This window comes from Methylobacterium sp. Leaf112 (assembly GCF_001423295.1).
Classification (GTDB): Bacteria; Pseudomonadota; Alphaproteobacteria; order Rhizobiales; family Beijerinckiaceae; genus Methylobacterium.
Map to the genome: position 1 here is coordinate 508,071 of NZ_LMNG01000031.1, position 20,544 is coordinate 528,614.

Annotated in this window: 16 protein-coding genes and 1 pseudogene; 4 read left to right on the forward strand and 13 right to left on the reverse strand. The window is 69.7% G+C overall.

Going from position 1 to position 20,544, the window contains the following annotated elements:
* Positions 1–135: 135 nt before the first annotated feature.
* Together ASF52_RS18125 and hpnK are read left to right on the forward strand one after the other, a co-directional pair.
* On the forward strand, positions 136–921 hold the full coding sequence (locus ASF52_RS18125; RefSeq protein WP_056174849.1) for an SPFH domain-containing protein: 786 nt from the start codon (positions 136–138) through the stop codon (positions 919–921).
* Positions 922–923: 2 nt separating this feature from the next.
* Entirely contained in the window at positions 924–1,781 is an 858-nt protein-coding gene (hpnK, locus tag ASF52_RS18130) for a hopanoid biosynthesis-associated protein HpnK (protein ID WP_056174850.1), read from the forward strand.
* A 330-nt stretch (positions 1,782–2,111) separates the two neighbouring features.
* Here hpnK and ASF52_RS18135 read toward each other — a convergent pair whose 3' ends face one another.
* A complete protein-coding gene (locus ASF52_RS18135) occupies positions 2,112–4,766 on the reverse strand; it encodes an MMPL family transporter (RefSeq protein ID WP_056174852.1) in 2,655 nt (884 codons plus the stop codon).
* Positions 4,767–5,391: 625 nt separating this feature from the next.
* Between ASF52_RS18135 and hpnH the strand changes: the two genes are divergently transcribed.
* Positions 5,392–6,555: an adenosyl-hopene transferase HpnH gene (gene hpnH / locus ASF52_RS18140; protein WP_056174854.1), complete on the forward strand. Its 1,164-nt coding sequence runs from the start codon at positions 5,392–5,394 to the stop codon at positions 6,553–6,555.
* Positions 6,556–6,658: 103 nt separating this feature from the next.
* On the opposite strand, the gene ASF52_RS18145 is transcribed toward hpnH, so the two are convergent.
* From ASF52_RS18145 to ygfZ, 12 genes and pseudogenes are all read right to left on the reverse strand, one after another.
* Complete coding sequence (locus ASF52_RS18145) at positions 6,659–7,327, reverse strand: phosphorylase (protein WP_056174856.1); 669 nt, start codon at positions 7,325–7,327, stop codon at positions 6,659–6,661.
* Positions 7,328–7,383: 56 nt separating this feature from the next.
* Positions 7,384–9,381, reverse strand: coding sequence for a squalene--hopene cyclase (shc, locus tag ASF52_RS18150; protein WP_056174858.1), 1,998 nt, complete (start codon positions 9,379–9,381; stop codon positions 7,384–7,386).
* Positions 9,382–9,420: 39 nt separating this feature from the next.
* A complete protein-coding gene (gene hpnE / locus ASF52_RS18155; protein ID WP_056174860.1) occupies positions 9,421–10,725 on the reverse strand; it encodes a hydroxysqualene dehydroxylase HpnE in 1,305 nt (434 codons plus the stop codon).
* Entirely contained in the window at positions 10,725–11,573 is an 849-nt protein-coding gene (gene hpnD / locus ASF52_RS18160; protein WP_056174862.1) for a presqualene diphosphate synthase HpnD, read from the reverse strand. The genes hpnE and hpnD overlap by 1 nt, the downstream gene beginning before the upstream one ends.
* Positions 11,570–12,469, reverse strand: coding sequence for a squalene synthase HpnC (gene hpnC, locus ASF52_RS18165; protein WP_056174864.1), 900 nt, complete (start codon positions 12,467–12,469; stop codon positions 11,570–11,572). Before hpnC ends, hpnD begins: the two co-directional genes overlap by 4 nt.
* Positions 12,466–13,491, reverse strand: coding sequence for a hopanoid-associated sugar epimerase (hpnA, locus tag ASF52_RS18170; protein WP_056174866.1), 1,026 nt, complete (start codon positions 13,489–13,491; stop codon positions 12,466–12,468). Before hpnA ends, hpnC begins: the two co-directional genes overlap by 4 nt.
* A gap of 158 nt (positions 13,492–13,649) precedes the next feature.
* Positions 13,650–15,544: pseudogene (gene dxs / locus ASF52_RS18175) on the reverse strand (1-deoxy-D-xylulose-5-phosphate synthase).
* A 252-nt stretch (positions 15,545–15,796) separates the two neighbouring features.
* Entirely contained in the window at positions 15,797–16,102 is a 306-nt protein-coding gene (locus ASF52_RS18180; protein ID WP_056174868.1) for an exodeoxyribonuclease VII small subunit, read from the reverse strand.
* A gap of 213 nt (positions 16,103–16,315) precedes the next feature.
* Complete coding sequence (locus ASF52_RS18185) at positions 16,316–16,828, reverse strand: tyrosine phosphatase family protein (protein ID WP_056174870.1); 513 nt, start codon at positions 16,826–16,828, stop codon at positions 16,316–16,318.
* Positions 16,828–17,403 (reverse strand): HD family hydrolase, encoded by a 576-nt coding sequence (locus tag ASF52_RS18190; RefSeq protein WP_056175099.1) that lies wholly within the window; start codon positions 17,401–17,403, stop codon positions 16,828–16,830. Before ASF52_RS18190 ends, ASF52_RS18185 begins: the two co-directional genes overlap by 1 nt.
* A 23-nt stretch (positions 17,404–17,426) precedes the next feature.
* The gene (locus ASF52_RS18195) at positions 17,427–18,071 is read right to left on the reverse strand and encodes a DNA-3-methyladenine glycosylase I (RefSeq protein ID WP_056175102.1); all 645 of its coding nucleotides are present in this window, start codon (positions 18,069–18,071) and stop codon (positions 17,427–17,429) included.
* Between the two features lie 83 nt (positions 18,072–18,154).
* Positions 18,155–19,018 carry a CAF17-like 4Fe-4S cluster assembly/insertion protein YgfZ gene (gene ygfZ / locus ASF52_RS18200; RefSeq protein ID WP_056174872.1) on the reverse strand — a complete coding sequence of 288 codons (864 nt, stop codon included), beginning with the start codon at positions 19,016–19,018 and terminating at the stop codon, positions 18,155–18,157.
* Positions 19,019–19,106: 88 nt separating this feature from the next.
* Here ygfZ and ASF52_RS18205 point away from each other — a divergent pair, with 88 nt between their 5' ends.
* Positions 19,107–20,447 (forward strand): dihydroorotase, encoded by a 1,341-nt coding sequence (locus ASF52_RS18205; protein WP_056174873.1) that lies wholly within the window; start codon positions 19,107–19,109, stop codon positions 20,445–20,447.
* The last annotated feature ends 97 nt before the right edge of the window (positions 20,448–20,544 follow it).

A 20,544-nucleotide genomic window follows, 5' to 3' on the forward strand; every position in this document is an offset into this window, starting at 1 on the left:
GTCATCCGCTGTTTCGGCAACCTTGAACGCTCTCCGGTGCCGGCCTTCGGGCAGCCGGGACCGGGCTCTGCAGGCCACGCGCCTCCGCCCCGTCCCCGTGGCGCCGGAGGGCGGCCAGAGAACGGGAAGGGTGCGATGTCCGATCTCGCTACCATCGTGGTCGCTGCCGCGTTCGCCCTTGCAGGCGGTCTCGCGCTCGGCCGGATCCCGCATCTGTCGCGGCGGGGGTTAAGCCGCACCGTCCACGAATGGGAGCATGGCTTGCTCTATCGCGACGGGCGTTTCGCCGGACTTCTGCAGCCCCGACGCTACCGAACCATCGGGTGGAGCGACCGCCTCGTCGTGACGTTGCCGAAGGTTCCGACTTTCGAGAATCTTCACGGCGTCGAGGTGACCAGCGCCGACCGGATGTGCTTCCGCATGTCGACTCTCCTCGTCTACGAGATCGTCGATCCGCGCTTAGCCAACGAGAACCGCTACCGCGAAGGTCTGCAGCATGCGGGCACCAACGCCTTGATCCGGCTTGCGGCCGCACGCGGCCTCGAAGCCCTCCTGTCCGAGCGATCCACCCTGGATGCCGCCCTGCTGGCTCTGCTCGACCGGCCCATCGCCGGTTGCCGGATCACCGACGCGAGCATCGGCGCGGTCACGTTGCCGCCCGAGCTCCGACGCCTCTATGCAGAGGTCGAACGGGCACGGCTCGAAGGGCAGGCGGCGCTGGAGCGGGCACGGGCCGAGCAGGCCGCCCTGCGCTCCCTGGCCAATTCCGCCCGCATGCTTAAGGGCAACCCGGAGCTCATGAACTTACGGCTGCTCCAGGCCCTCGCGACCTCGGGCAGCAAAGGCGGGGCGACCCTGGTCCTTGGCCGTGAGGCCTTCGCTGCGTCGGCCCCCGAGTCCGTACCCGAACACGAGAGTTGAGTATGGCCGGCCCCTACAAGAAACGCCTGATCGTCACCGCCGACGATTTCGGCCTCAGCCTCGCGGTCAACGAGGCCGTCGAGCAGGCCCACCGCGAGGGCATTCTCACGGCTGCGAGCCTCATGGTGGGTGCACCTGCCGCGGCCGATGCGGTGGCCCGCGCCCGACGTCTGCCGACGCTCCGGATCGGGCTCCATCTGGTCATGGTCGAGGCTTGGCCAACCCTTCCACCCGCCGACCTGCCCGACCTCGTCGGGCCGGATGGCCTCATCCGCAGCGACATGGGCCGCCTCGGCCTCGACCTCGCCCTCAAGGCCTCGGCGCGCAAGCAACTCGCGGCCGAGATCACGGCCCAGTTCGAGGCCTACCAGGCGACGGGCTTGCCCCTCGACCACGTCAATGCTCACAAGCACTTCCACGTCCATCCGCTCATCGCCGGTGCGGTGCTGTCCATCGGCCGTCGCTGCGGTATGCGCGCCGTTCGCGTACCGCGCGAACCCCGCGCGGTGCTACGCGCCGCCGAGCCGGGCGCGGCTCCGAAACCGGCCCTCGACAGTGCACCGTGGGCGGCCCTGCTCGCCGTGCGCGCCCGTCAAGCCGGGTTGCTGATTCCCGACCGGACCCTCGGGCTGGCTTGGTCCGGCGCCATGACACCCGCCCGCGTGTCTGCTCTCCTGGCACATCTGCCGGACGGTCTCACGGAACTCTACACCCATCCGGCGACGGGAGGCGGCTTCTCCGGAGAAGCCCCGGGCTACGCCTACGCGGCCGAGCTGGATGCACTGACCGCACCGGCCTCGCGCGCCGCCCTGACCGCATCGGGCGCGATTCTCGGCGGGTTCTCGGACTTCGCGGCCTGAGCCGCGACCTCCGCGGGCAGCAGGCAGCGCCAAAGGTGCCTCGACGAGGCGTGATCGAGAGCCCCGCAGCGGTACGTCACGAATTTTGAAGCGCGCCCGCCCGCAATTCCTCGATCCGAAGGCGCAATCGCCTCCGTCATCGAGGATGCGGCTCGGGAAACCCGAGTGCTGCGCCCGCGAACCGGTTTGAAGACGAACCATTGCGGGTCGTGGGAGCACTTCCGGTGCGTTTCGGCGCGCGAGATCGTTCGGCAAAGCGAAGCGGGCGCGAGATTGCTCCCCGCGCCCGCTCCGAACTCAACCGGCAAGGCTGCCGGATGTCGGCTCCGGCTACTTCGCCGCCAGTGCCTCGGTGGGCCGCTTGGCCTGAAGATCTGGCGGGACGGCCGTATCACCCTCGGGGCGCTTCGGGTCGGGTTGCTTCGGCGGCGGGCCGAGGAAGGCCGGAACCACGAAGAACGCCGCCACCAGGGTGAAGAACAGCGACAGGGCCAGCAGCTTGCCCATGCTGGCCGTGCCGGGATGGCTCGACAGCACGAGGGAGCCGAACGCCGTGCCGGTGGTCAGCGCAGAGAAGAAGATCGCCCGGGTCAGGCTGGACGCCAGCATGTCGGCGACGCCCGCCCGCCAGGCGATGACGTAGTAGATGTGGAAAGCCACACCCACGGCGAGCATCAGCGGCATGGCGATGATGTTGGCGAAGTTCAGCGGCATGCCGACGATATGCAGCGCCATCAGGGTCCACAGGGTCGCGAGCACCAGGGGCCCGAGGGTCATCGCCACATCCCAGGGTTTGCGCAGGGCCACCGACAGGATGATGAAGATGAGCACCAGGGCGGTCAGCGCCGCCTGCACGAAGGCCCCCAGGATGGTGTAGCTCGACGAGGTGGTGGCGACCGGCGCGCCCGTGGCGTGCGGCGCCACGGTCTGCACCTCCTTGGCGAAGCGACGCAGGACGACGTTGTCGTTGGCGTCTCCGCTCGGGTGGACCTCGATCCGCGAACGCCCGTCCGCCGTGACCCACTCCGCCTTCAGCTTGGGCGGCAGGTTGGCCAGGGTGATCTTCTGGGGGTTCAGCAGACCGCCCAGACGCGTCAGCAAGGTCTTGAGGTCCGTGGTCAGGGCGACGCTGGCGGCTTCGCGCTTGGCGACGGGCGCCGCCGCCAGGGCATCGAGGGTGGTCGCGAGGGCACCGGCGGTCTTGGCGGCCGTGAGCGTCCGCAGGGCAACGGCCGTGTCCCTGATCGCCTTGACGTTGTCGGCGTCCGTGGGTGGCGGCGGCTTGCGGCCCGGGTTCAGGGCCGGACCGAGAAGCTGGGCCGTATCGGCGATGACGGCGAGCTTCGCGTCCTGGTCGCGGGGCACGAAGGTGTCGATGTCGATGACCTTGGCGACGGACGGCAGCTTGCGCAGCTTCGCGGCGATCTCCGGCACCGCCTCGGGGGAGGGGGCGAGGACGTCGATGAGGTTCGGGCTCGTCTCCGGGTCCTTGATCAGATCGAGATAGGTGGCGATCGATTCCACCTTCGGGCTGCGCAGGTGCATCGGATTGGAATCGAACGGCAGCTTGAACAGCAGGGGAATGCCCGCCACGGTCACGAGGCCGACGCCGATGAGGACGGCCTTGCGGTGCTCGATGATCCAGTGGTCGACCCCCGCCATCCAGGCGGTCTCGACGGCCTTCGCCTCGGTCTTCGGCTTGAACACGGCGATGAGCGCCGGCAGCAGGGTGAGCGAGAACAAGTAGGCGACGATCATGCCGACGCCGGCGATGAGGCCGAGTTCGGACACGCCCCGGAAGGCGGTGGGCAGGAAGGCGAAGAAGCCGGCGATGAGCGAGATGGCGGCCAGCGTCAGGGACCAGCCAACGCCGCGCGCGGCGGCACTCAGGGCCGAGGGCAGGTCCGGCTGCTCGAACCGGTCCGCTCGATAACGGACGGCGAACTGGATGCCGAAATCGATTCCGAGCCCCACGAAGAGGGCGGCGAAGGCGACCGAGATCGGGTTCAGCTCGCCCACCATCAGCAGCCCGAGGGCCGCCGTGACGATGAGGCCGGCAAAGGTGGTGATGAGCACCGCGCCCACCAGGGAGGCGGAGCGCAGGGCGAGCCAGACGAACAGGACGATGGCGCCGGTGGTGACGCTGTAGTTGAGGAACGCGTCCTCGGCGAGCGTCGCGAACTCATCGTCGGCCACGGCCACGGGGCCGGTCAGGCGCATGCGGGCGCCACCGCCGACCTCGTACTCGCCATTGTTGATCTTGAGATCCGCCGCGATCTTGCGGACGACCGCCGTCGCCGTGGCGCCGGGCTGAAGGGCGTTATAGTCCAGCACCGGCTGGATCATCACGAACTTGCGCAGGTCGGTGCTGTGCAGCTTGCCGTTGGACAGGAGCGTCTGCCACGATAGGCGCGCCGGCTCGCCGGCCAGGACCTTGCGCAAAGTCGCGTCGATCTGGGCCATCGGCCGGTCGAGGTCCTCGACCTTGGCGTCGCCGCTCTTGACGCCCTTCGCCCCGAGGCTGAGCACCCGCATGATGCCGCGCAGGGACGGGTCGGCGGCGAGCGGCCCGAGCAGGCCCTGCTGCTGGACGAGCTGCTCCGTGGTCTTGGTCAGTTCCTCCTGCGACATGAGCAGGAAGCCGTTCTTCTCGTAGAACGGCCCGCCGTCCGGGCGGTAGACGGACTCGATGGTGTCCTTGCGCTCGGCCAGGGCCTTGGCGAGATTGGCCGCCGCCTCCTCGGCCTCCTCGGGCGATTTCCCGTCGATGACCGCCACGAGGGTTCCGGTCCGCTGCGGGAACGCCTTCTCGTAGGCGATCTCGTCCTGGCGCCAGGGGACGTCCTTGTCGATCAGCCGCTCCACATCGGTGTTGATGCGGAATAGGTGGGCGGCCATGCCGGCGCTCGCGGCGGTGGCGAGGGCGACCAGGGCTATGACCAGCCAGCGGCGCTGGACGGAAAACGCGACGAGCCGTTCGATCACGGGTATCCTGCCTGCTTATGCGATGTGGTCCGGGCGGGGCCGGCGGGGTCTTTGACCACCGGCCGTGGAGCCGGAACACGCGGATCGCGCCATGTCCGACCGTCGGGTATCACCAATCGGCACGATCCACGAATGCGAACACCCTCCCGGCGGCGGTCGGCCGACGGCTTCGATACGACGAAACCGCGCGCGACGCGCCGATCCTGACGCCTGGCTCAGTAAGGGTCCTGCGTCCAGAATGCAACGCATCCCATGTTTTGCGAAGGTCCGGGCTTTCGGAGGCGGAATCGGCTTCACGGCATGCGTGGCATGCAGGTCGGTAGTCCAGCGCCGTCAGGAAGAAGCGCCGGTCGGTACGACGCCTCGCCTCAGAAAGCTCACGATCCGGGGGCTTGTCTTCCACCATCACGGCGGCTGGGGGTTCCGGCTGGCCGTCCCGTCACCAACGCCCACTGCACGCCGATCCCCGGCCCTGTGGCCGGATTATCCCAGGGTCGCGGAAACCCGCACGGTCGAGGTCGGTTGTGCGTCGTTTCGGATTGGTTCCAATCTAGGTCGCTGGAATTCCGATTTTTTTCACGCTAAGCAGCCCGATACATCGGGGCCAGCAACAAGGAGCCACGTCTTGGGTATTCCCCTCCGGTACGTCGCGAAGATTGGCGGCTACATCCTGAAACAGCACCTCACCGGCCGCAAGCGCTACCCGCTCGTGATGATGATGGAGCCGCTGTTCCGCTGCAATCTCGCCTGCGCCGGTTGCGGCAAGATCGATTACCCGGACGAGATCCTGAACAAGCGCCTGCCGGTGGCGGATGCCCTCGAGTCCGTGCGCGAGTGCGGCGCCCCCATGGTGGTCATCGCCGGCGGCGAGCCGCTCCTGCACAAGGACCTGCCGCAGATCGTCGAGGGCATCATCGCCCAGAAGAAGTTCGCGATCGTGTGCACGAACGCGTTGCTCCTCGAGAAGAAGATCAAGGAGTACAAGCCCAGCCCGTACTTCACCTGGTCGATCCATCTCGACGGCGACAAGGAGATGCACGACGGCTCGGTGTGCCAGCGCGGTGTCTACGACAAGGCCGTGGCCGCCATCGCCAAGGCGAAGGAGATGGGCTTCCGCGTCACCATCAACTGCACCTTCTTCAACAACTCGTCCTCGGACAAGATCGCCGACTTCTTCGACAGCGTGACGAAGATGGGCATCGACGGCATCACGGTCTCGCCCGGCTACGCCTACGAGCGCGCGCCCGACCAGCAGCACTTCCTGAACCGCAAGGCGACGAAGGATCTGTTCCGCGGCGTGTTCCGCGCCGGCAAGGAGAAGGGCCGCCAGAAGTGGGCCTTCCAGCAGTCGGGCCTGTTCCTCGACTTCCTGGCCGGCAACCAGACCTACCATTGCACGCCCTGGGGCAACCCGACCCGCACCGTTTTCGGCTGGCAGAAGCCCTGCTACCTGCTCGGCGAGGGTTACACGGCGACCTTCAAGGAACTGATGGAGGAGACCGACTGGGATTCCTACGGCACCGGCAACTACGAAAAGTGCGCCGACTGCATGGTCCATTCGGGCTACGAGGCGTCCTCGGTGGTGGATTCGGTGCGCAAGCCCTGGAAGCCGCTCATCCAAGCGATCCGCGGGATCAAGACCGAGGGCGAGATGGCCCCCGAGATCAATCTCGACAAGCAGCGCCCGGCCGAGTTCGTGTTCTCGCGCAACGTCGCCCAGAAGCTGTCCGAGATCAAAGCCTCCGGCGTCGACACCAAGCGCGAAGCCCGCAACCGCACGGCGGCCTGAGCCGCCTCGGCGCCGGCAGAGTCCGGCGCCGAACGATCCCGAACGAAAAGCCCCGCGACACCTTCGTGTCGCGGGGCTTTTCGTTGTCCGAAATCCGTTCCTCCTACGGTACGCCGAGGTTCGCACCGAGCAGGGGCCGGCACCGCTTGAGAACCGCGAAAGCCCGCCCGGAATCGCGGGCGAGGTGCATGAGGGGGCCGATCTGGCGTGGATCGCGCAGGATCGCCATGAGCACCGCGACGATGTCGGGCTCGCCGTTCGGTTTCAGCGCCTGCGCCGCGAAGGCCGGGATCGCCCGTTTGGCCGGATCGCAGATCACGCGGATCGCCGCGAAGGGCAGGCCGTGCCGGGCCGCGAAGGCGGCGGCGACGTGCGATTCCATATCGACGGCGACAGCCCCGGTACGGGCGTGGAGGCTGGCCTTGTCGGCAGGAGCGAGGATGGCCGTTTCCACGCCGGCGACGGCCGCCAGGACGGAGCCCAACGCCGCGAGCCGGGCCATCAGCGCATCGGCCACGGCTCTGTCGGCTGGATAGCTCCGGTCACCCGCCACAATCTCGGTGGCGACAACCACATCCCCCGCCGCAAGGTCGGGCGCGAGTCCTCCGGCGATGCCGATGCTGACCACCGCGCGGCATTCCGGCGGCACTCGGACTTCGAGGAGGGCGCGCAGGCGCCGCGGGTCGCCGCCCGCCCCGATGGCGATCACCCCCGGTCCGGCGGCGAGACGCGCTTCCTTGGCGAGGCCGGTGACGGCGAGGACGGGGAGCATTGGATTTCCAGACACCAAGCCGGCCCTCCCCGGAGCGGGTAGGGGCGGGCGCGCCCCTACATTCCGAACGCGACCGTCCGGGTGTTGGACTGCTTCAGATTACGGAAGCGCGCCATGGCCCAGAGCGGGAAGAACTTCGGGTAGCCGTGGTAGCGCAGGTAGAACACCCGCGGGAAGCCGGTGGCGGTGTAGCGCTCCTCGGACCAGAAGCCGTCGGCCCCTTGCGTCCGGGTCAGGTAGTTGATGCCACGCACCACCGCCGGATCGTCGGCCTCGCCCGCCGCCATGAGGGCGAGCAACGCCCAGGCCGTCTGCGAGGCCGTGGAGTAGCCCGGCTCGAAGGCCGGATCGATCTTGTAGGACGATGCGTCTTCACCCCAGCCGCCATCCGGGTTCTGGATGCGGATGAGCCAGGCCACGGCCTTGCGGATCTCGGGGCTCGCCGGATCGACGGCGGCGGCATTGAGGGCGCACAGCACCGACCAGGTGCCGTAGATGAAGTTCATGCCCCAGCGACCGTACCACGAACCGTCCTCTTCCTGGTCGGCGAGGAGGTAGAAGACGCCGCGGTCGAGGGCCTTCGAGCTGTCGCGGGTCTCGCCGAGCTGGGCCAGCATCGAGACGACGCGGGCGGTGACGTCGGCGGTGGGCGGGTCGAGCAGGGCGCCGTGATCCGAGAACGGGATGTGGTTGAGGTAATGATGGTTGTTGTCGGCGTCGAACGCCGCCCAGCCACCGTCGCTCGACTGCAGGCCCTCGACCCATTCGCGGGCCCGCGCAATGGCGTTGGCGTAGTCGGGCACGTCGGCGACCAGCCCGTGCTGACGGGTGGCCCGGTCCATGGCCATCACCACGACGGCGGTGTCGTCGAGGTCGGGGAAGTGGGGATTGGCGTACTGGAACGCCCAGCCGCCGGGACGCACGTTCGGGCGGCCCGCCGCCCAATCGCCCTTGATGTCGAGGACCTGAAGGGGCTTGAGCCAGTCGAGGCCGCGGCGGGCCTGCCGCTCGGCCTCGGGGCCGCCGGCTTCCAGCAGGGCATGGCCGGCCAGCGCCGTATCCCACACCGGGGACAGGCAGGGCTGCACGTAGGCCTCGTGCTCCTTGACCACCACGAGCTTCTCGATGGCCTCGCAGGCGATCATCACCTGCGGGTGGTCGGCGGGATAGCCGAGCACGTCGTACATCAGCACGGTGTTGACCATGGCGGGGAAGATGGCGCCGAGGCCGTCCTCGCCGTTGAGGCGCTCGCTGACCCAGGCCTCGGCCTTGTCGATGGCGCGCTGGCGGCGCTTCTTCGGGAAATGCGCCTGGGTGACTTGCAGCACCCGGTCGATGGCCCCGAAGATGGGCGTCCAGGGCCAGGTCGCGTGCGGGCTGCCGGGCCAGTGACGGACGTGCTCGGGCGGCGTCACGAACAGTTCCGGCACGCCGAGGCCGCGCGGGTTCTTGGCCAAGGGCTTCTTGGCCTGAAGCACCAGCAGGGGCACGATCACGCAGCGCGCCCAGTAGGACACCTTGTCGAGGTGGAACGGGAACCACTTCGGGAGGTGCATGATCTCCACGGGCATCACCGGCACGGCGCGCCACGGCACCTGCCCGAACAGGGCCAGCAGGAAGCGGGTGAAGACGTTGGAATTGGCGGCCCCGCCGCGCGACAGGATCGCCTCGCGCGCACGGCGCATGTGCGGCGCCTCGATGGAATCGCCCGTGAACTTGAGGGCGTAGTAGGCCTTGACGCTCGCGCTCATGTCGAACGGCCCGTCGTGGACCAGGGACCAGCCCCCGTGCTTGCCTTGCGTGCGGCGCAGGTAGTTGCCGATCTTGGCCTCCAGGCCCGGCACGATCTCGGTCGCGCGGAACTGGTGGAACATGATGTATTCGGACGGAATCGTCGCGTCGGCCTCGAGCTCGAAGCACAGGTGCCCGTCGGCATGGGAGAGAGCCGCGAGGGCGTGCGTCGCGCGCGTGATGCCGCGCTCCACATCCTCGATGGAGATCTCCTGCGTCTTGGGGCGCTGCAGCGCCTCGACCTTCTTGAATGCCTCTCGCATCGTCCTCGCCCCACCGGCCTTCAAAGCCGCCGCCATACCTCAGGCCGCGCCGCGCGCGCGTGCCCGTGCACACTCGCCCGCCGGGCGTGCGAGTGCGTGCGCGGCGGTCGTTCCCGACCGGATCGCGCCTTCGATCGTCGATGGCAGACCGGTCGCGGTCCAATCGCCTGCCAGGACGCAATTGCGGTGGGCCGTCTGGGCGCCGGATCGGCGCGCGGCCTCGGCAGGCGTCGCCGCGAAGGTCGCCCGCTTCTCCTTGACGATCTGCCAGCTTGGCAGTTCTGGCGCAAGTCCGCACAAAGTCGAGACTTCGGCCCAGATTTGTCGACCCAAGTCTTCCCGCGGCACGTCGAGGAGGCGATCGGCGCCGCTGATGGTCACGGATAGACGATCCGGATAGGCGAACAGCCACTCCGTCAGTCCATTCACCACGCCGAGCAGTAACGGTGCGTTCGCGGGCGGAACCACAGCGAAATGCGCGTTGACGATGGAGCGGTAGGCCTGCGGCGCGGCCAACCCCGGAATCAGGTCCGCCGCCACCCAGGGTGGCAGGGCGACCACGACCGAATCACCGGCGCCAAGAACGAGGGTCTCGTCGCCGAACACGAGTTCGGTGACCCCGGCCTCGCCGAACGTCAGCGAGCGCAGGCGATGCCCGAACCGCATTTCGGCGCCGTACCGTGCCAGATAGGCCACAGCCGGATCGACGAACGCCGCCGAGAGCCCGGCCACCGCCACGAGGGGACGGCTCGCAGCACCTCCGGCCCCGAGGGTCTCGCGCAGGATCGTGGCGGCGAGGCCGACGTCGCTCTCCTTCGGCTCGGTGTTGAGGGCCGCGATGAGCACCGGGTGCCACAAGCGGTCGTAGAGCAGGCCCTCGCAGGCCATGGCCTCGCCGATGGTTCCGCCCTGGCCCGGCGCCTTGCCGGCGGCGGCCTTCAGGATGCGCAAGGGGGCGAGATAGTCCGATGCCTTGGTGCCCGGCACCCGGCGCGAAGCTGCAAGCACCCACCAGGGGATCCGGCCGGCGTTGGGGCGCAGGGTCCACCGCTCGCCGGTCTTCAGGTCGGCGAAGGGGAACTCGGCTTCGGCCGGCCCCGAGAGGGCATCGGCCGGGGTGCCGATGGTCTTCATGAAGCCCAGCGCCGAGGTGTTGCCCGACAGGAGCAGGTGGTTGCCGTTGTCGATGGTGAGACCGAGGGTCGGGTCGTAGTACGAGCGGCAACGGCCGCCGGCCTGCTTGGCCGCCTCGTGCACGATCACGCGGCGTCCGGCCTCCACCAGGGAGACGGCGGCCGAGAGCCCGGCGAGCCCGGCGCCGACGACGTGGACGGTACCGGCCATCAGACGATCCCGTGACGCAGGGCGACGGCGACGAGGGCGGCCTTGGCCGGCTTCACCCGGGCGCGGGGCTTGGCCCAACCGCGCGCCAGCACGGCGTCGAGGTAGAGCCGGTAGGCCGCCGCCATGAGACGGGGCGCCTTGGTGACCTTGCGCGGGCAGCGGGCAATGATCGCCCAGGTCTCGCGGTAATGCTCCTTCGCCTCCTCCGCGACGGCGGCACAGACTTCGCCGATGCGGGGATGGTCGATGGCCGCCTGCGGCGTCGGATCGGTCAGGCCGATGGCGAAAAGCTTCTCGCGGGGGAGGTAGAGGCGGCCGCGCTCGGCATCTTCGTCGATGTCGCGCAGGATGTTGGTGAGCTGGAGCGCGCGGCCCTCGTGATGGGCGAGCGCAATGCCTTCGGCCTCGGCCACACCGAAGATGCGTACGGAGAGACGGCCGACGGCACTGGCGACCCGGTCGCAGTAGAGGTCGAGGGTGGCTTCGTCGGGGGCGACGATGTCCTCGAACGCGTCCATGGCCATGCCGTCGATGACGGCGTGGAAATCCGCCCGCAACAGGCCGTAGCGCCGGATCGGAACCACGAGGTCCTGCACCCGGGGCACGGGCCGTCCGGCATAGAGGGCGTCGATGTCGGCGGCCCAACGGTCGAGCTCAGCCCGGCGAATCTCGGCGGGACCGCCGTCATCGGCGACATCGTCCACGGCGCGGCAGAACGCGTAGACGGCATACATCGCCTCGCGCCGTTCCTTCGGCAGGAGCCGCATGGCGGTGTAGAACGACGAGGATTTCGCCGGCAGGGCCTCGACGGGCGCCGTCTCGGGCAGGGGCGTGGCGGTGGCGCTCATGCGCGTGCCCCCAGCGCATGGCGACGCAGGGTCCGACCGCGCAGGGGGCGCCGCGCCAGGGTCGCGGCGATGCCGCCGAGCGCCGTCAGGGCGAACGCCGCCTTGCCGTGATGGACCTTCTCGGACAGGGGATCACGCTCCATCAGGCCCCGGCACAGCACGACCGCGAGGCGGTGGATCGCCGCGATCTCGAGGCTGAGGCGCAGGTCCGCGATGAGGTCGGGCAGCACGGCGCCCTCGTCCAGGAGCCCCATGGTGCGTGTCGCCAATTCGCGGATGACGGCGCGCAGCGCCGGCGAGGCCTTGGCGGCGCCCAGTGCCTCGACGGTCACGCCATGCTTCTCCAGGGTTTCGCGCGGGAGGTAGACCCGGTCGTTGCGGGTGTAGTCCTTCCCGCAATCCTGGAGGTGGTTGATGATCTGCAGCGCGGCGCAGATGGCGTCGGACGGCCCCCAGACCACGGACGGATCCTCGCCGTGCACGTCGAGGACGTAGCGTCCCACCGGCATGGCCGAGAGCCGGCAATAGGCGATGAGTTCGTCCCAATCGGCGTAGCGGGTCTTGCGCGCATCGAGGCGGAAGGCGTCGAGGAGTTCGAGCGCGTGGGTCGCCGGCAAGCCTCTCGCGAAAAGTTCGCGCTTGAGGGGCTCGGCCTCGGGGTCGGACGGACCCTTGCCCGTAAGGGCGTCGGCGAGCGCGTCGAGCAGCTCGATCTTACGCTCGGGCGTCAGCGTGGTGTGGTCCGCGACATCGTCGCCGGCCCGCACGAAATCGTAGAAGGCCAGGATCGCGCCCCGGTTCCTCGGGTGGATCAGGTGCGACGCGACGGGAAAGTTCTCGTCCTTGTGGCCCTTGCCGGAGCGGGCCTCCGTGGCGTTCTGCAGGGTGGCGCTCACTTGAGGCGTCCCTCCTGGCGGAACCACGCGATGGCGTCGGACAAGCCTTCGCGGTAGGGGCGGGCGGTGTAGCCGAGTTCGGCTCGCGCCTTCGCATCGGTGAAGAACATGCGGTAGCGCGACATCCTGATGCCGTCGATGGTGGCGAACGGCGCCTTGCCGGTGAAGCGGGCGATCTGCTCGGAGACGAACGCGATCGGGTAGACCACGGCGCGCGGCAGGTTCACCGTCGGCGCCTTGCGGCCGACCATGCCGGCGATGTCGGCGAGCATCTGCGAGAGCAGGACATTCTCGCCGCCGAGGATGTAGCGCTCGCCGACCCGTCCGCGCTGGAGCGCGAGCAGATGGCCGTAGGCGACATCGTCCACGTGGGCGAGGTTGAGGCCGGTGTCGACGAAGGCGGGCATGCGTCCGAGCGCCGCTTCCAAGATGATGCGGCCCGTGGGCGTCGGCTTCACGTCGCGGGGGCCGATGGGCGTCGACGGGTTGACGATGACCACGGGCAGGCCGTTGCGCGCCGCCATCTCCTCGACGACCCGTTCGGACACAACCTTGCTGCGCTTGTAGGCGCCGATGGCGGTGCCGGGCGTCAGGGGCCGGGTCTCGTCGGCGGGCGTGCCGTCGTCGTGCGGCTTGATGGTGGCGACGCTCGACGTGTAGACGATGCGCTCGATGCCGGCCCGCAGGGCCTCTTCCATGAGGATCACGGCGCCGTCGCGGTTGGTCGCGACGATCTCCTCGGGGTTCGGCGCCCACAGGCGGTAATCCGCCGCCGCGTGCACGAGGTATCGCTGGCCTTGCAAGGCGGCGGCGACGGCCGTCCGGTCGCGCATGTCGCCCTCGACCACCTCGACGTCGGTCCAGGTCAAATTGGTGCGCGGCGATGTGGCCCGCACCATGATCCGCACCCGAAATCCGGCCTTGCGGAACACGTCCACGAGGGCGGCGCCCAGGAAACCGCTCGCACCGGTGATGAGAACCGGGCCGGCATCGAAGGGGCCGGTGGGGGTCGCCTGTGGCATTTCTCTCGCGGGTTCAAAAGCAAAAGGGGCGCAGCGGGTTTGGGACCGCAGAACCCGGCGCTTTTGTCATCGAAATAGACCCCCGACAAGCGCAGTCGGGTCACACCCAGGCGCATCCGCACGGGGCTGGCCCGCGCGGATGCGCCTGATGGGACCAGTCAGGCGAGGCGCAGGCGGCTCGATCCGGCCTTCCGCTCGGGCAGGGTATCGCGGGCGGTGCGGGCGATGGATTCGGCGTCGAGGCCGGCCTCGCGGTACATGGCGTCGGGGGAGTTGTGGTCCTGGTAGGTGTCGGGCAGCGTCAGTCGCTCGGGCAGGGTATCGCGGGCGGTGCGGGCGATGGATTCGGCGTCGAGGCCGGCCTCGCGGTACATGGCGTCGGGGGAGTTGTGGTCCTGGTAGGTGTCGGGCAGCGTCAGGGTCCGCACCCGGACSCGGCCGGCATCCAGCGCGCCCTTCTCGGCCAGCAGATGCAGCACCATGGCGCCGAAGCCGCCCACCGAGCCCTCCTCCAGGGTGATCAGCACCTCGTGGCTCGCGGCGAGATCGAGGATCATGGCTTCGTCGAGRGGCTTGGCGAAGCGGGCATCCGCCACCGTCACGGCGATGCCCTCGGCCTCGAGGAGATCGGCGGCCTTGAGGGCCTCGGACAGACGRGTGCCGAGGCTCAGCAGCGCCACCCGCGCGCCCTCGGGCCGGCGCACCATCCGGCCCTTGCCGATGGCCAGCGCTTCGCCGCGCTCCGGCAGGTCGACGCCGACCCCCTCGCCGCGCGGGTAGCGCAAGGCGATCGGGCCGCTGTCATGGGCGTGGCAGGTCGCCACCATGTGCACGAGCTCGGCCTCGTCGGAGGCCGCCATCACGGTCATGTTCGGCAGGCAGCAGAGATAGGCCAGATCGAACGCGCCCGCATGGGTCGCGCCGTCGGCCCCCACCAGGCCGGCCCGGTCCAGGCAGAACCGCACGGGCAGGTTCTGCAGGGCGATGTCGTGCACCACCTGATCGTAGGCCCGCTGCAGGAACGTCGAGTAGATCGCCACGAACGGCTTGTAGCCCTCCGTCGCCAGGCCGCCCGCGAAGGTCACCGCGTGCTGCTCGGCGATGCCGACGTCGAAGGTCCTGTCCGGATGCGCCTTGCCGAACAGGTCGATGCCGGTGCCGCCCGGCATGGCGGCCGTGATGGCCACCACCTTGGGGTCGGCGTCGGCGCACTTGATCAGGCTCTCGCCGAACACGCGGGTGTAGGCCGGCGCGTTGGGCTTGGCCTTGGCCTGCACCCCCGACAGCACGTCGAACTTGACGACCCCGTGGTAGCGGTCGTCGCTGGCTTCCGCCGGGGCGTAGCCCTTGCCCTTGCGGGTGACCACGTGGAGCAGGATCGGCCCCTGCTCGGTGTCGCGGACGTTCTTGAGGATGGGAAGCAGGTGGTCGAGGTTGTGCCCGTCGATGGGCCCGACGTAGTGGAAGCCCATCTCCTCGAACATCGTGCCGCCGCCGACCACGAGTTGTCGTTGAGGATGACGATGAGGCGCGAGTGCAGCGCGCCGGCGTTGTTCATGGCCTCGTAGGCCATGCCGGCCGACATCGAGCCGTCGCCGATCACCGCGATCATGTTGCGGCGCTTCGGGGCCGGGGCGCCCTTGGCCTTGGCCTCCGCCTCGTCGAGGTCGCGCGCCACCGCCATGCCGAGGGCCGCGGAGATCGAGGTCGAGGAATGCGCCGCGCCGAAGGGGTCGTAGACGCTCTCCGAGCGCTTGGTGAAGCCCGACAGGCCGCCGGGCTGGCGCAGCGTCCGGATGCGGTCGCGCCGGCCGGTGAGGATCTTGTGCGGRTAGGCCTGGTGGCCGACGTCCCAGACGATGCGGTCGTCGGGGGTGTCGAACACGTGGTGGAGCGCCACCGTCAGCTCGACCACGCCSAGCCCCGAGCCGAGATGCCCGCCGGTGATCGACACCGCCTCGATCATCTCGGCCCGCACCGCCTCGGCCACCGCAGGCAGATCGCTCTCGGGAAGCCGACGCAGCGCGGACGTCTCGTCGAGACCGTCTAGAATCGAGNCGATCATCTCGGCCCGCACCGCCTCGGCCACCGCAGGCAGATCGCTCTCGGGAAGCCGACGCAGCGCGGACGTCTCGTCGAGACCGTCTAGAATCGAGTTTTGCTGTGACACCGAACAGACCTCACGCCCGGAGGAAAGATATGCGCGCAAAGGCTTGCGGCGCTTGATGATTTCGACACGGCCCGATGAAGCCGCGGGCTTCGTTCGTCGCCGGCGGACATCCCGGTCCGCGCCCCGAGCGCATGGCTAGTCCACGTCGAGGGGCGCCGTGCCGGCGGCCTTGCCGTCGGCACCGAGGGTGATCTTCTGGATGCGCGCCTCGGCCCGCTGCAGCAGCGCGTCGCAATGGCGCTTGAGCGCCTCGCCGCGCTCGTAGATCGCCACGGATTCGTCGAGGGGCACGTCGCCCTTCTCCAGGCTGCGGACGATGCCTTCGAGCTGTTCGAGGGCCTGTTCGAACGGCAGATCCCGTATCGCGGACAGATCCTGCCCGGCGTCGGCATCGGCGCCAGCATCGATCGACGCCGGTGCGGCGGAGCGCGCTGAAGTCATTCCAGTCTACCCTTCATCGTGCCGGTCTAAGCCCGGCCCCGTCCGCTCGACAACCCCACGGGCCTGAGGACAACGCGCGCGCAGGCCGATTCGCCCGCCGGGGCGTCGTTTCGGCCACACCCTCCGGGCTGAGAAATAGGTTGCAAAAAAGGCTTCAAGAGACTGTACGAGAACATCAAATCCGGTGCGCCCATCTGTCGGGATGCGCCGCTCTCACGTCAGCGTGAGGGTGAAGGGGGTGCCTTCGAACGCGTCGGCACCGCGTCCGATCCGGGCGATGGCGGCGCTCATGCGCCCTTCGCGGCCGAGCATCCGGTCGGCGATGGCCACGAAATGCGGGTTGGGCGTCGCGCTCGGAGCGGCCGCCCGCAGGGCGTCGGCGACCTCCCCCTCGTCGCGTTCCGGCGCCAGGGCGCAGGCGGCGATGTAGGCGGCGGCGGTGGAGCGGCTGATCCCGGCGTAGCAGTGGATCACCAGGGGGTCGGCCCGGTCCCAGGCGGCGACGAAGTCGAGGATGCGGCCGATATGGGTCTCGTCGGCCAGGACATGGCCGTCCATCGCCGCGGCGATGTCGCTGACCTCGATGACGCAATGCCCGCCCTCGGCGATGGATTCGGGCCGGGCAATGGCGGTGCCGGCCTTCATGAGGGTCATGAGGCGGCGCGCGCCCGTCTCCGCCAGGGTTTCGGGCAGGCGCGACAGGGGGCAGACGTGGAGGGTCGGCATCAGGTGTCCGGCGTCGGGGCTTGGGAGCGGTCGAGGAAACGGGCGAGGAATCGACTCTGGGCCAGGGCGGTCGGCCACGGCTCGATCAGGGCCTCGGCCTCGGCGGTGAGGGGGCCCGGCTCGCCGAAGACGGCGGCGGCTTCCGCACGGTCGAAGCCGGCGAGCCGGACCGCCTCCCAATAGGCGGCGATTCCGTCGGCGCGCTTCACCAGGCGGACCTCCTCGAGACTCGGCTCCGGCAGGCCGAAGCGGGCACGGATGGCGGCGAGGAGACGCCGTTCCACCGCCTTGTAGGAATCGCCGATGGCCGCCTTGAACGGCGAGATGATGTCGCCGATCACGTATTCGGGCGCGTCGTGCAGGAGGAGTTCGAGGCGCCGGGCCGGGGCGAGGCCGGGCACGAGGCCGGCGCCGATGGCCTCCACCAGCAGGGAATGCTGGGCCACGGAGAACACGTGCGGCCCGGCCGTCTGGCCGTTCCAGCGGGCGACGCGGGCGAGGCCGTGGGCGATGTCGGCGATCTCGATGTCGTCGGGCGACGGGTCGAGGAGGTCGAGGCGCCGGCCCGAGAGCATGCGCTGCCAGGCGCGCGGCGAGCTCACGCGGTGCCCTTCGACGTCTGGTTCCCGGGCCGACCGAGGGCGGCGCAGGGGGCGTGGCGGTGGCAGCCGACGAGGTGGTCGTTCACCATCCCCACCGCCTGCATAAAGGCGTGGACGATGGTCGGGCCGCAGAACGCGAAGCCCCGTGCCTTCAGGGCTTTGGCCATCCGCCGCGACACCTCCGTCTCCGTGGCGATGCCGGCCCGCGCCGTGGCCGTGCCCTGGATCGGCGTGCCGTCGACGAAGTCCCACAGGAACGCCGCGAAGCCGGGGCCGCTCTCCTCGAGGGCGAGGAAGGCCTTCGCCCCCGCGATGGTGCCGACGATCTTGGCCCGGTTGCGGATGATGCCGGTGTCCTGCATCAGCCGCGCGACGTCGTCCTCGGTGAAGCGCGCGATGGCGACCGGATCGAAGCCCGCGAACGCGCGTCGAAAACCCTCGCGTCGGCGCAGAACCGTGATCCAGGACAGGCCGGCCTGGAACCCGTCGAGGATGAGTTTCTCGTAGAGCGCCCGGCCGTCGTGTTCGGGCACGCCCCATTCGGTGTCGTGGTAGGCGACGTAGACTGGATCGTCGCCGGCCCACCAGCAGCGGGGACATCCGTCGGGATGGTGGATGAGGCCGGATTCGTCGGACAGCATGGCCACTCATAACCGGAGAACGAGGCAGGAACAAACCGCTTCCGGTCAACCGGTCTTCCTTGGTTCTGCCGGTCTTTCCCGGTTCAGCCGGCCTGCACCGTCTCCGGGAACGCGAAGGTGGCGAACGACGGCTTCTCGGCGCCGAGGCGCGCGGCGCCCGCCCGCAGGGGCTCGCCCGTCGCGTGTGCGTCGGCGAGGCGGTCGAGGCGCAGCATCGCGAGGCCGCGCCCGCCCGCGACGCTGCCGACGGTGCCGAGGCTGCGTGCGCCGGAGGTCACCTCGGCCCCGCTCTCCAGGGTGCCTTCGAGGGCGACCACCGGCACGAGGCGGGTGCGGGCGGTGCCCCGGTGCTGCATGCGCGACACCACCTCCTGGCCGACGTAGCAGCCCTTCTTGAAATCGACGCCGCCGAGCTGGTCCATGAGCGCCTCGTGCGGGAACGCGTCCGCGAAGGCGAAGTCGCGCCCGCCCTCCGGGATGCCGAGGGCGATGCGGTGGGCGTGGTAATCGGCCTCCGTGGCGTCGGCCGAGAAGGCGCCCTGCGCCGCGTAGAGGCGGTTGCCGAGGCCTTCGAGGCGGCCGTCCCGCACCGGATCGGTGTCGATGGCGGTGTCCGAACCGCCCCAGGCGGCGGCGACGCCGAGCGTCGGGTCGAGGGCCAGGGCCGCCTTGGCGCGCAGGCGGTAGAGGGTGAGGCGCTTGAGGAGGTCGGGCGCGCGGGCGGCGTCGGTGTCGAGGCGGAACCCGCCATCCGCCCCCGGGACGTCGATCCGGGAGATGAGGAAATCGAACAGCACCTTGCCCTGGGGGGTGAGCAGGGCGCCGAGGCGCGCCTCGCCGGGCTCCAGGGTCTCGACGTTGCAGGTGACGACGCCCTGGAGCAGGCCCGCAGCGTCCTCGCCCGTGCAGGTGACGACGGCGCGGTCGGGCAGGAGGGCGATGGGCATGAGGGCTCCGGAAATTCCCGTGGCGTTGCACGCCACTGGCGCCTGACATAAGCCGCCGGCACCCGCGTCTCAATGTGGAGCCCCCCTGATGGACCAGCCCTTCGACCTCGTGCTCTCCGGCGGCACGATCGTGAATCAGGACGGCGAACACCGGGCCGATCTCGGTATCCGGGCGGGGCGCATCGCGGCGCTGGGCGACCTGTCGCGGGCCGACGCCACGGAGCGGCGCGACTGCACCGGCCTGCACCTCCTGCCGGGCGTCATCGACAGCCAGGTGCATTTTCGCGAGCCGGGCCTCGACCACAAGGAGGACCTGGAATCGGGCTCGCGCGCGGCGGTGATGGGCGGCGTCACGGCGGTGTTCGAGATGCCCAACACCAATCCGCTCACCACCAGCGCCGAGGCGCTGGCCGACAAGGTCGCGCGGGCGCATCACCGGATGCATTGCGATTTCGCGTTCTGGGTCGGCGGCACCCACGAGAACGCCCACCAGGTCGCCGAGCTGGAGTGCCTGCCGGGAGCGGCGGGCATCAAGGTGTTCGTCGGTTCCTCCACGGGCTCCCTGCTGGTGGAGGACGATGCCGGCGTCACCGAGATCCTGAAGCGCACCCGTCGCCGCGCCGCCTTCCACGCCGAGGACGAGCCGATGCTGCGGGCGCAGGTGGATCGGCAGGTGCCGGGCGACCCGTCCTCGCACCCGGTCTGGCGCTCGCCCGAAGCGGCGCTCAAGGCGACGGAGCGCCTCGTGCGCATCGCCCGCGCCACGGGGGCGCGTATCCACATCCTGCATATCTCGACCCGGGAAGAGATGGTGTTCTTGGGGCAAGCCAAGGACGTCGCCACCTGCGAGGTGACGCCGCATCACCTCACCCTCGACGGGGGGGAGGCCTATGCGCGGCTCGGCACCCTGGTGCAGATGAACCCGCCCGTGCGTGACGCGTCGCACCGCGACGGCATCTGGCACGGGCTGTCCCAGGGGGTGGCCGACGTGCTCGGCTCCGACCACGCGCCGCATCTCCTGTCGGAGAAGGCGAAACCCTATCCGGCCTCGCCCTCCGGCATGACCGGGGTCCAGACCCTGGTGCCGATCATGCTCGACCACGTGGCCGCCGGGCGCCTGTCGCTGGCGCGCTTCGTCGATCTCACCAGTGCCGGCCCCAAGCGCCTGTTCGGGATCGCTCGCAAGGGGCGGCTTTCGGTGGGCTACGACGCCGACGTCACCGTGGTCGATCTGAAGCGCCGCGAGACCATTCGCAACGCCTGGATCGCCTCGAAATGCGGCTGGACGCCCTATGACGGCGTCACGGTGACGGGCTGGCCCGTGGGCACCGTCGTGCGGGGCGCCCCCGTGATGTGGCAGGGCGAACTCACCGCTCCGTCGCGGGGCGAGGCCGTGGTGTTCGAGGAGACGCTGGCGGCGCGGGGGTGAGTCCGCCATCCCTCACGCGGCCCAAGTGACCGGGATGTCTGAGGTTTCTTACGGTGGGCGTGCATCCCCTCTCCCCGCAGGCGGGGAGAGGGGATGC

Coding starts and splice junctions, on each gene's coding strand:
- ASF52_RS18125 (WP_056174849.1), top strand. CDS start 136: ATGTCCGATCTCGCTACCATCGTGGTCGCTGCCGCGTTCGCCCTTGCA.
- hpnK (WP_056174850.1), top strand. CDS start 924: ATGGCCGGCCCCTACAAGAAACGCCTGATCGTCACCGCCGACGATTTC.
- ASF52_RS18145 (WP_056174856.1), bottom strand. CDS start 7,327: ATGCTCCCCGTCCTCGCCGTCACCGGCCTCGCCAAGGAAGCGCGTCTC.
- shc (WP_056174858.1), bottom strand. CDS start 9,381: ATGCGAGAGGCATTCAAGAAGGTCGAGGCGCTGCAGCGCCCCAAGACG.
- hpnE (WP_056174860.1), bottom strand. CDS start 10,725: ATGGCCGGTACCGTCCACGTCGTCGGCGCCGGGCTCGCCGGGCTCTCG.
- hpnD (WP_056174862.1), bottom strand. CDS start 11,573: ATGAGCGCCACCGCCACGCCCCTGCCCGAGACGGCGCCCGTCGAGGCC.
- hpnA (WP_056174866.1), bottom strand. CDS start 13,491: ATGCCACAGGCGACCCCCACCGGCCCCTTCGATGCCGGCCCGGTTCTC.
- ASF52_RS18180 (WP_056174868.1), bottom strand. CDS start 16,102: ATGACTTCAGCGCGCTCCGCCGCACCGGCGTCGATCGATGCTGGCGCC.
- ASF52_RS18185 (WP_056174870.1), bottom strand. CDS start 16,828: ATGCCGACCCTCCACGTCTGCCCCCTGTCGCGCCTGCCCGAAACCCTG.
- ASF52_RS18190 (WP_056175099.1), bottom strand. CDS start 17,403: ATGCTCTCGGGCCGGCGCCTCGACCTCCTCGACCCGTCGCCCGACGAC.
- ASF52_RS18195 (WP_056175102.1), bottom strand. CDS start 18,071: ATGCTGTCCGACGAATCCGGCCTCATCCACCATCCCGACGGATGTCCC.
- ygfZ (WP_056174872.1), bottom strand. CDS start 19,018: ATGCCCATCGCCCTCCTGCCCGACCGCGCCGTCGTCACCTGCACGGGC.
- ASF52_RS18205 (WP_056174873.1), top strand. CDS start 19,107: ATGGACCAGCCCTTCGACCTCGTGCTCTCCGGCGGCACGATCGTGAAT.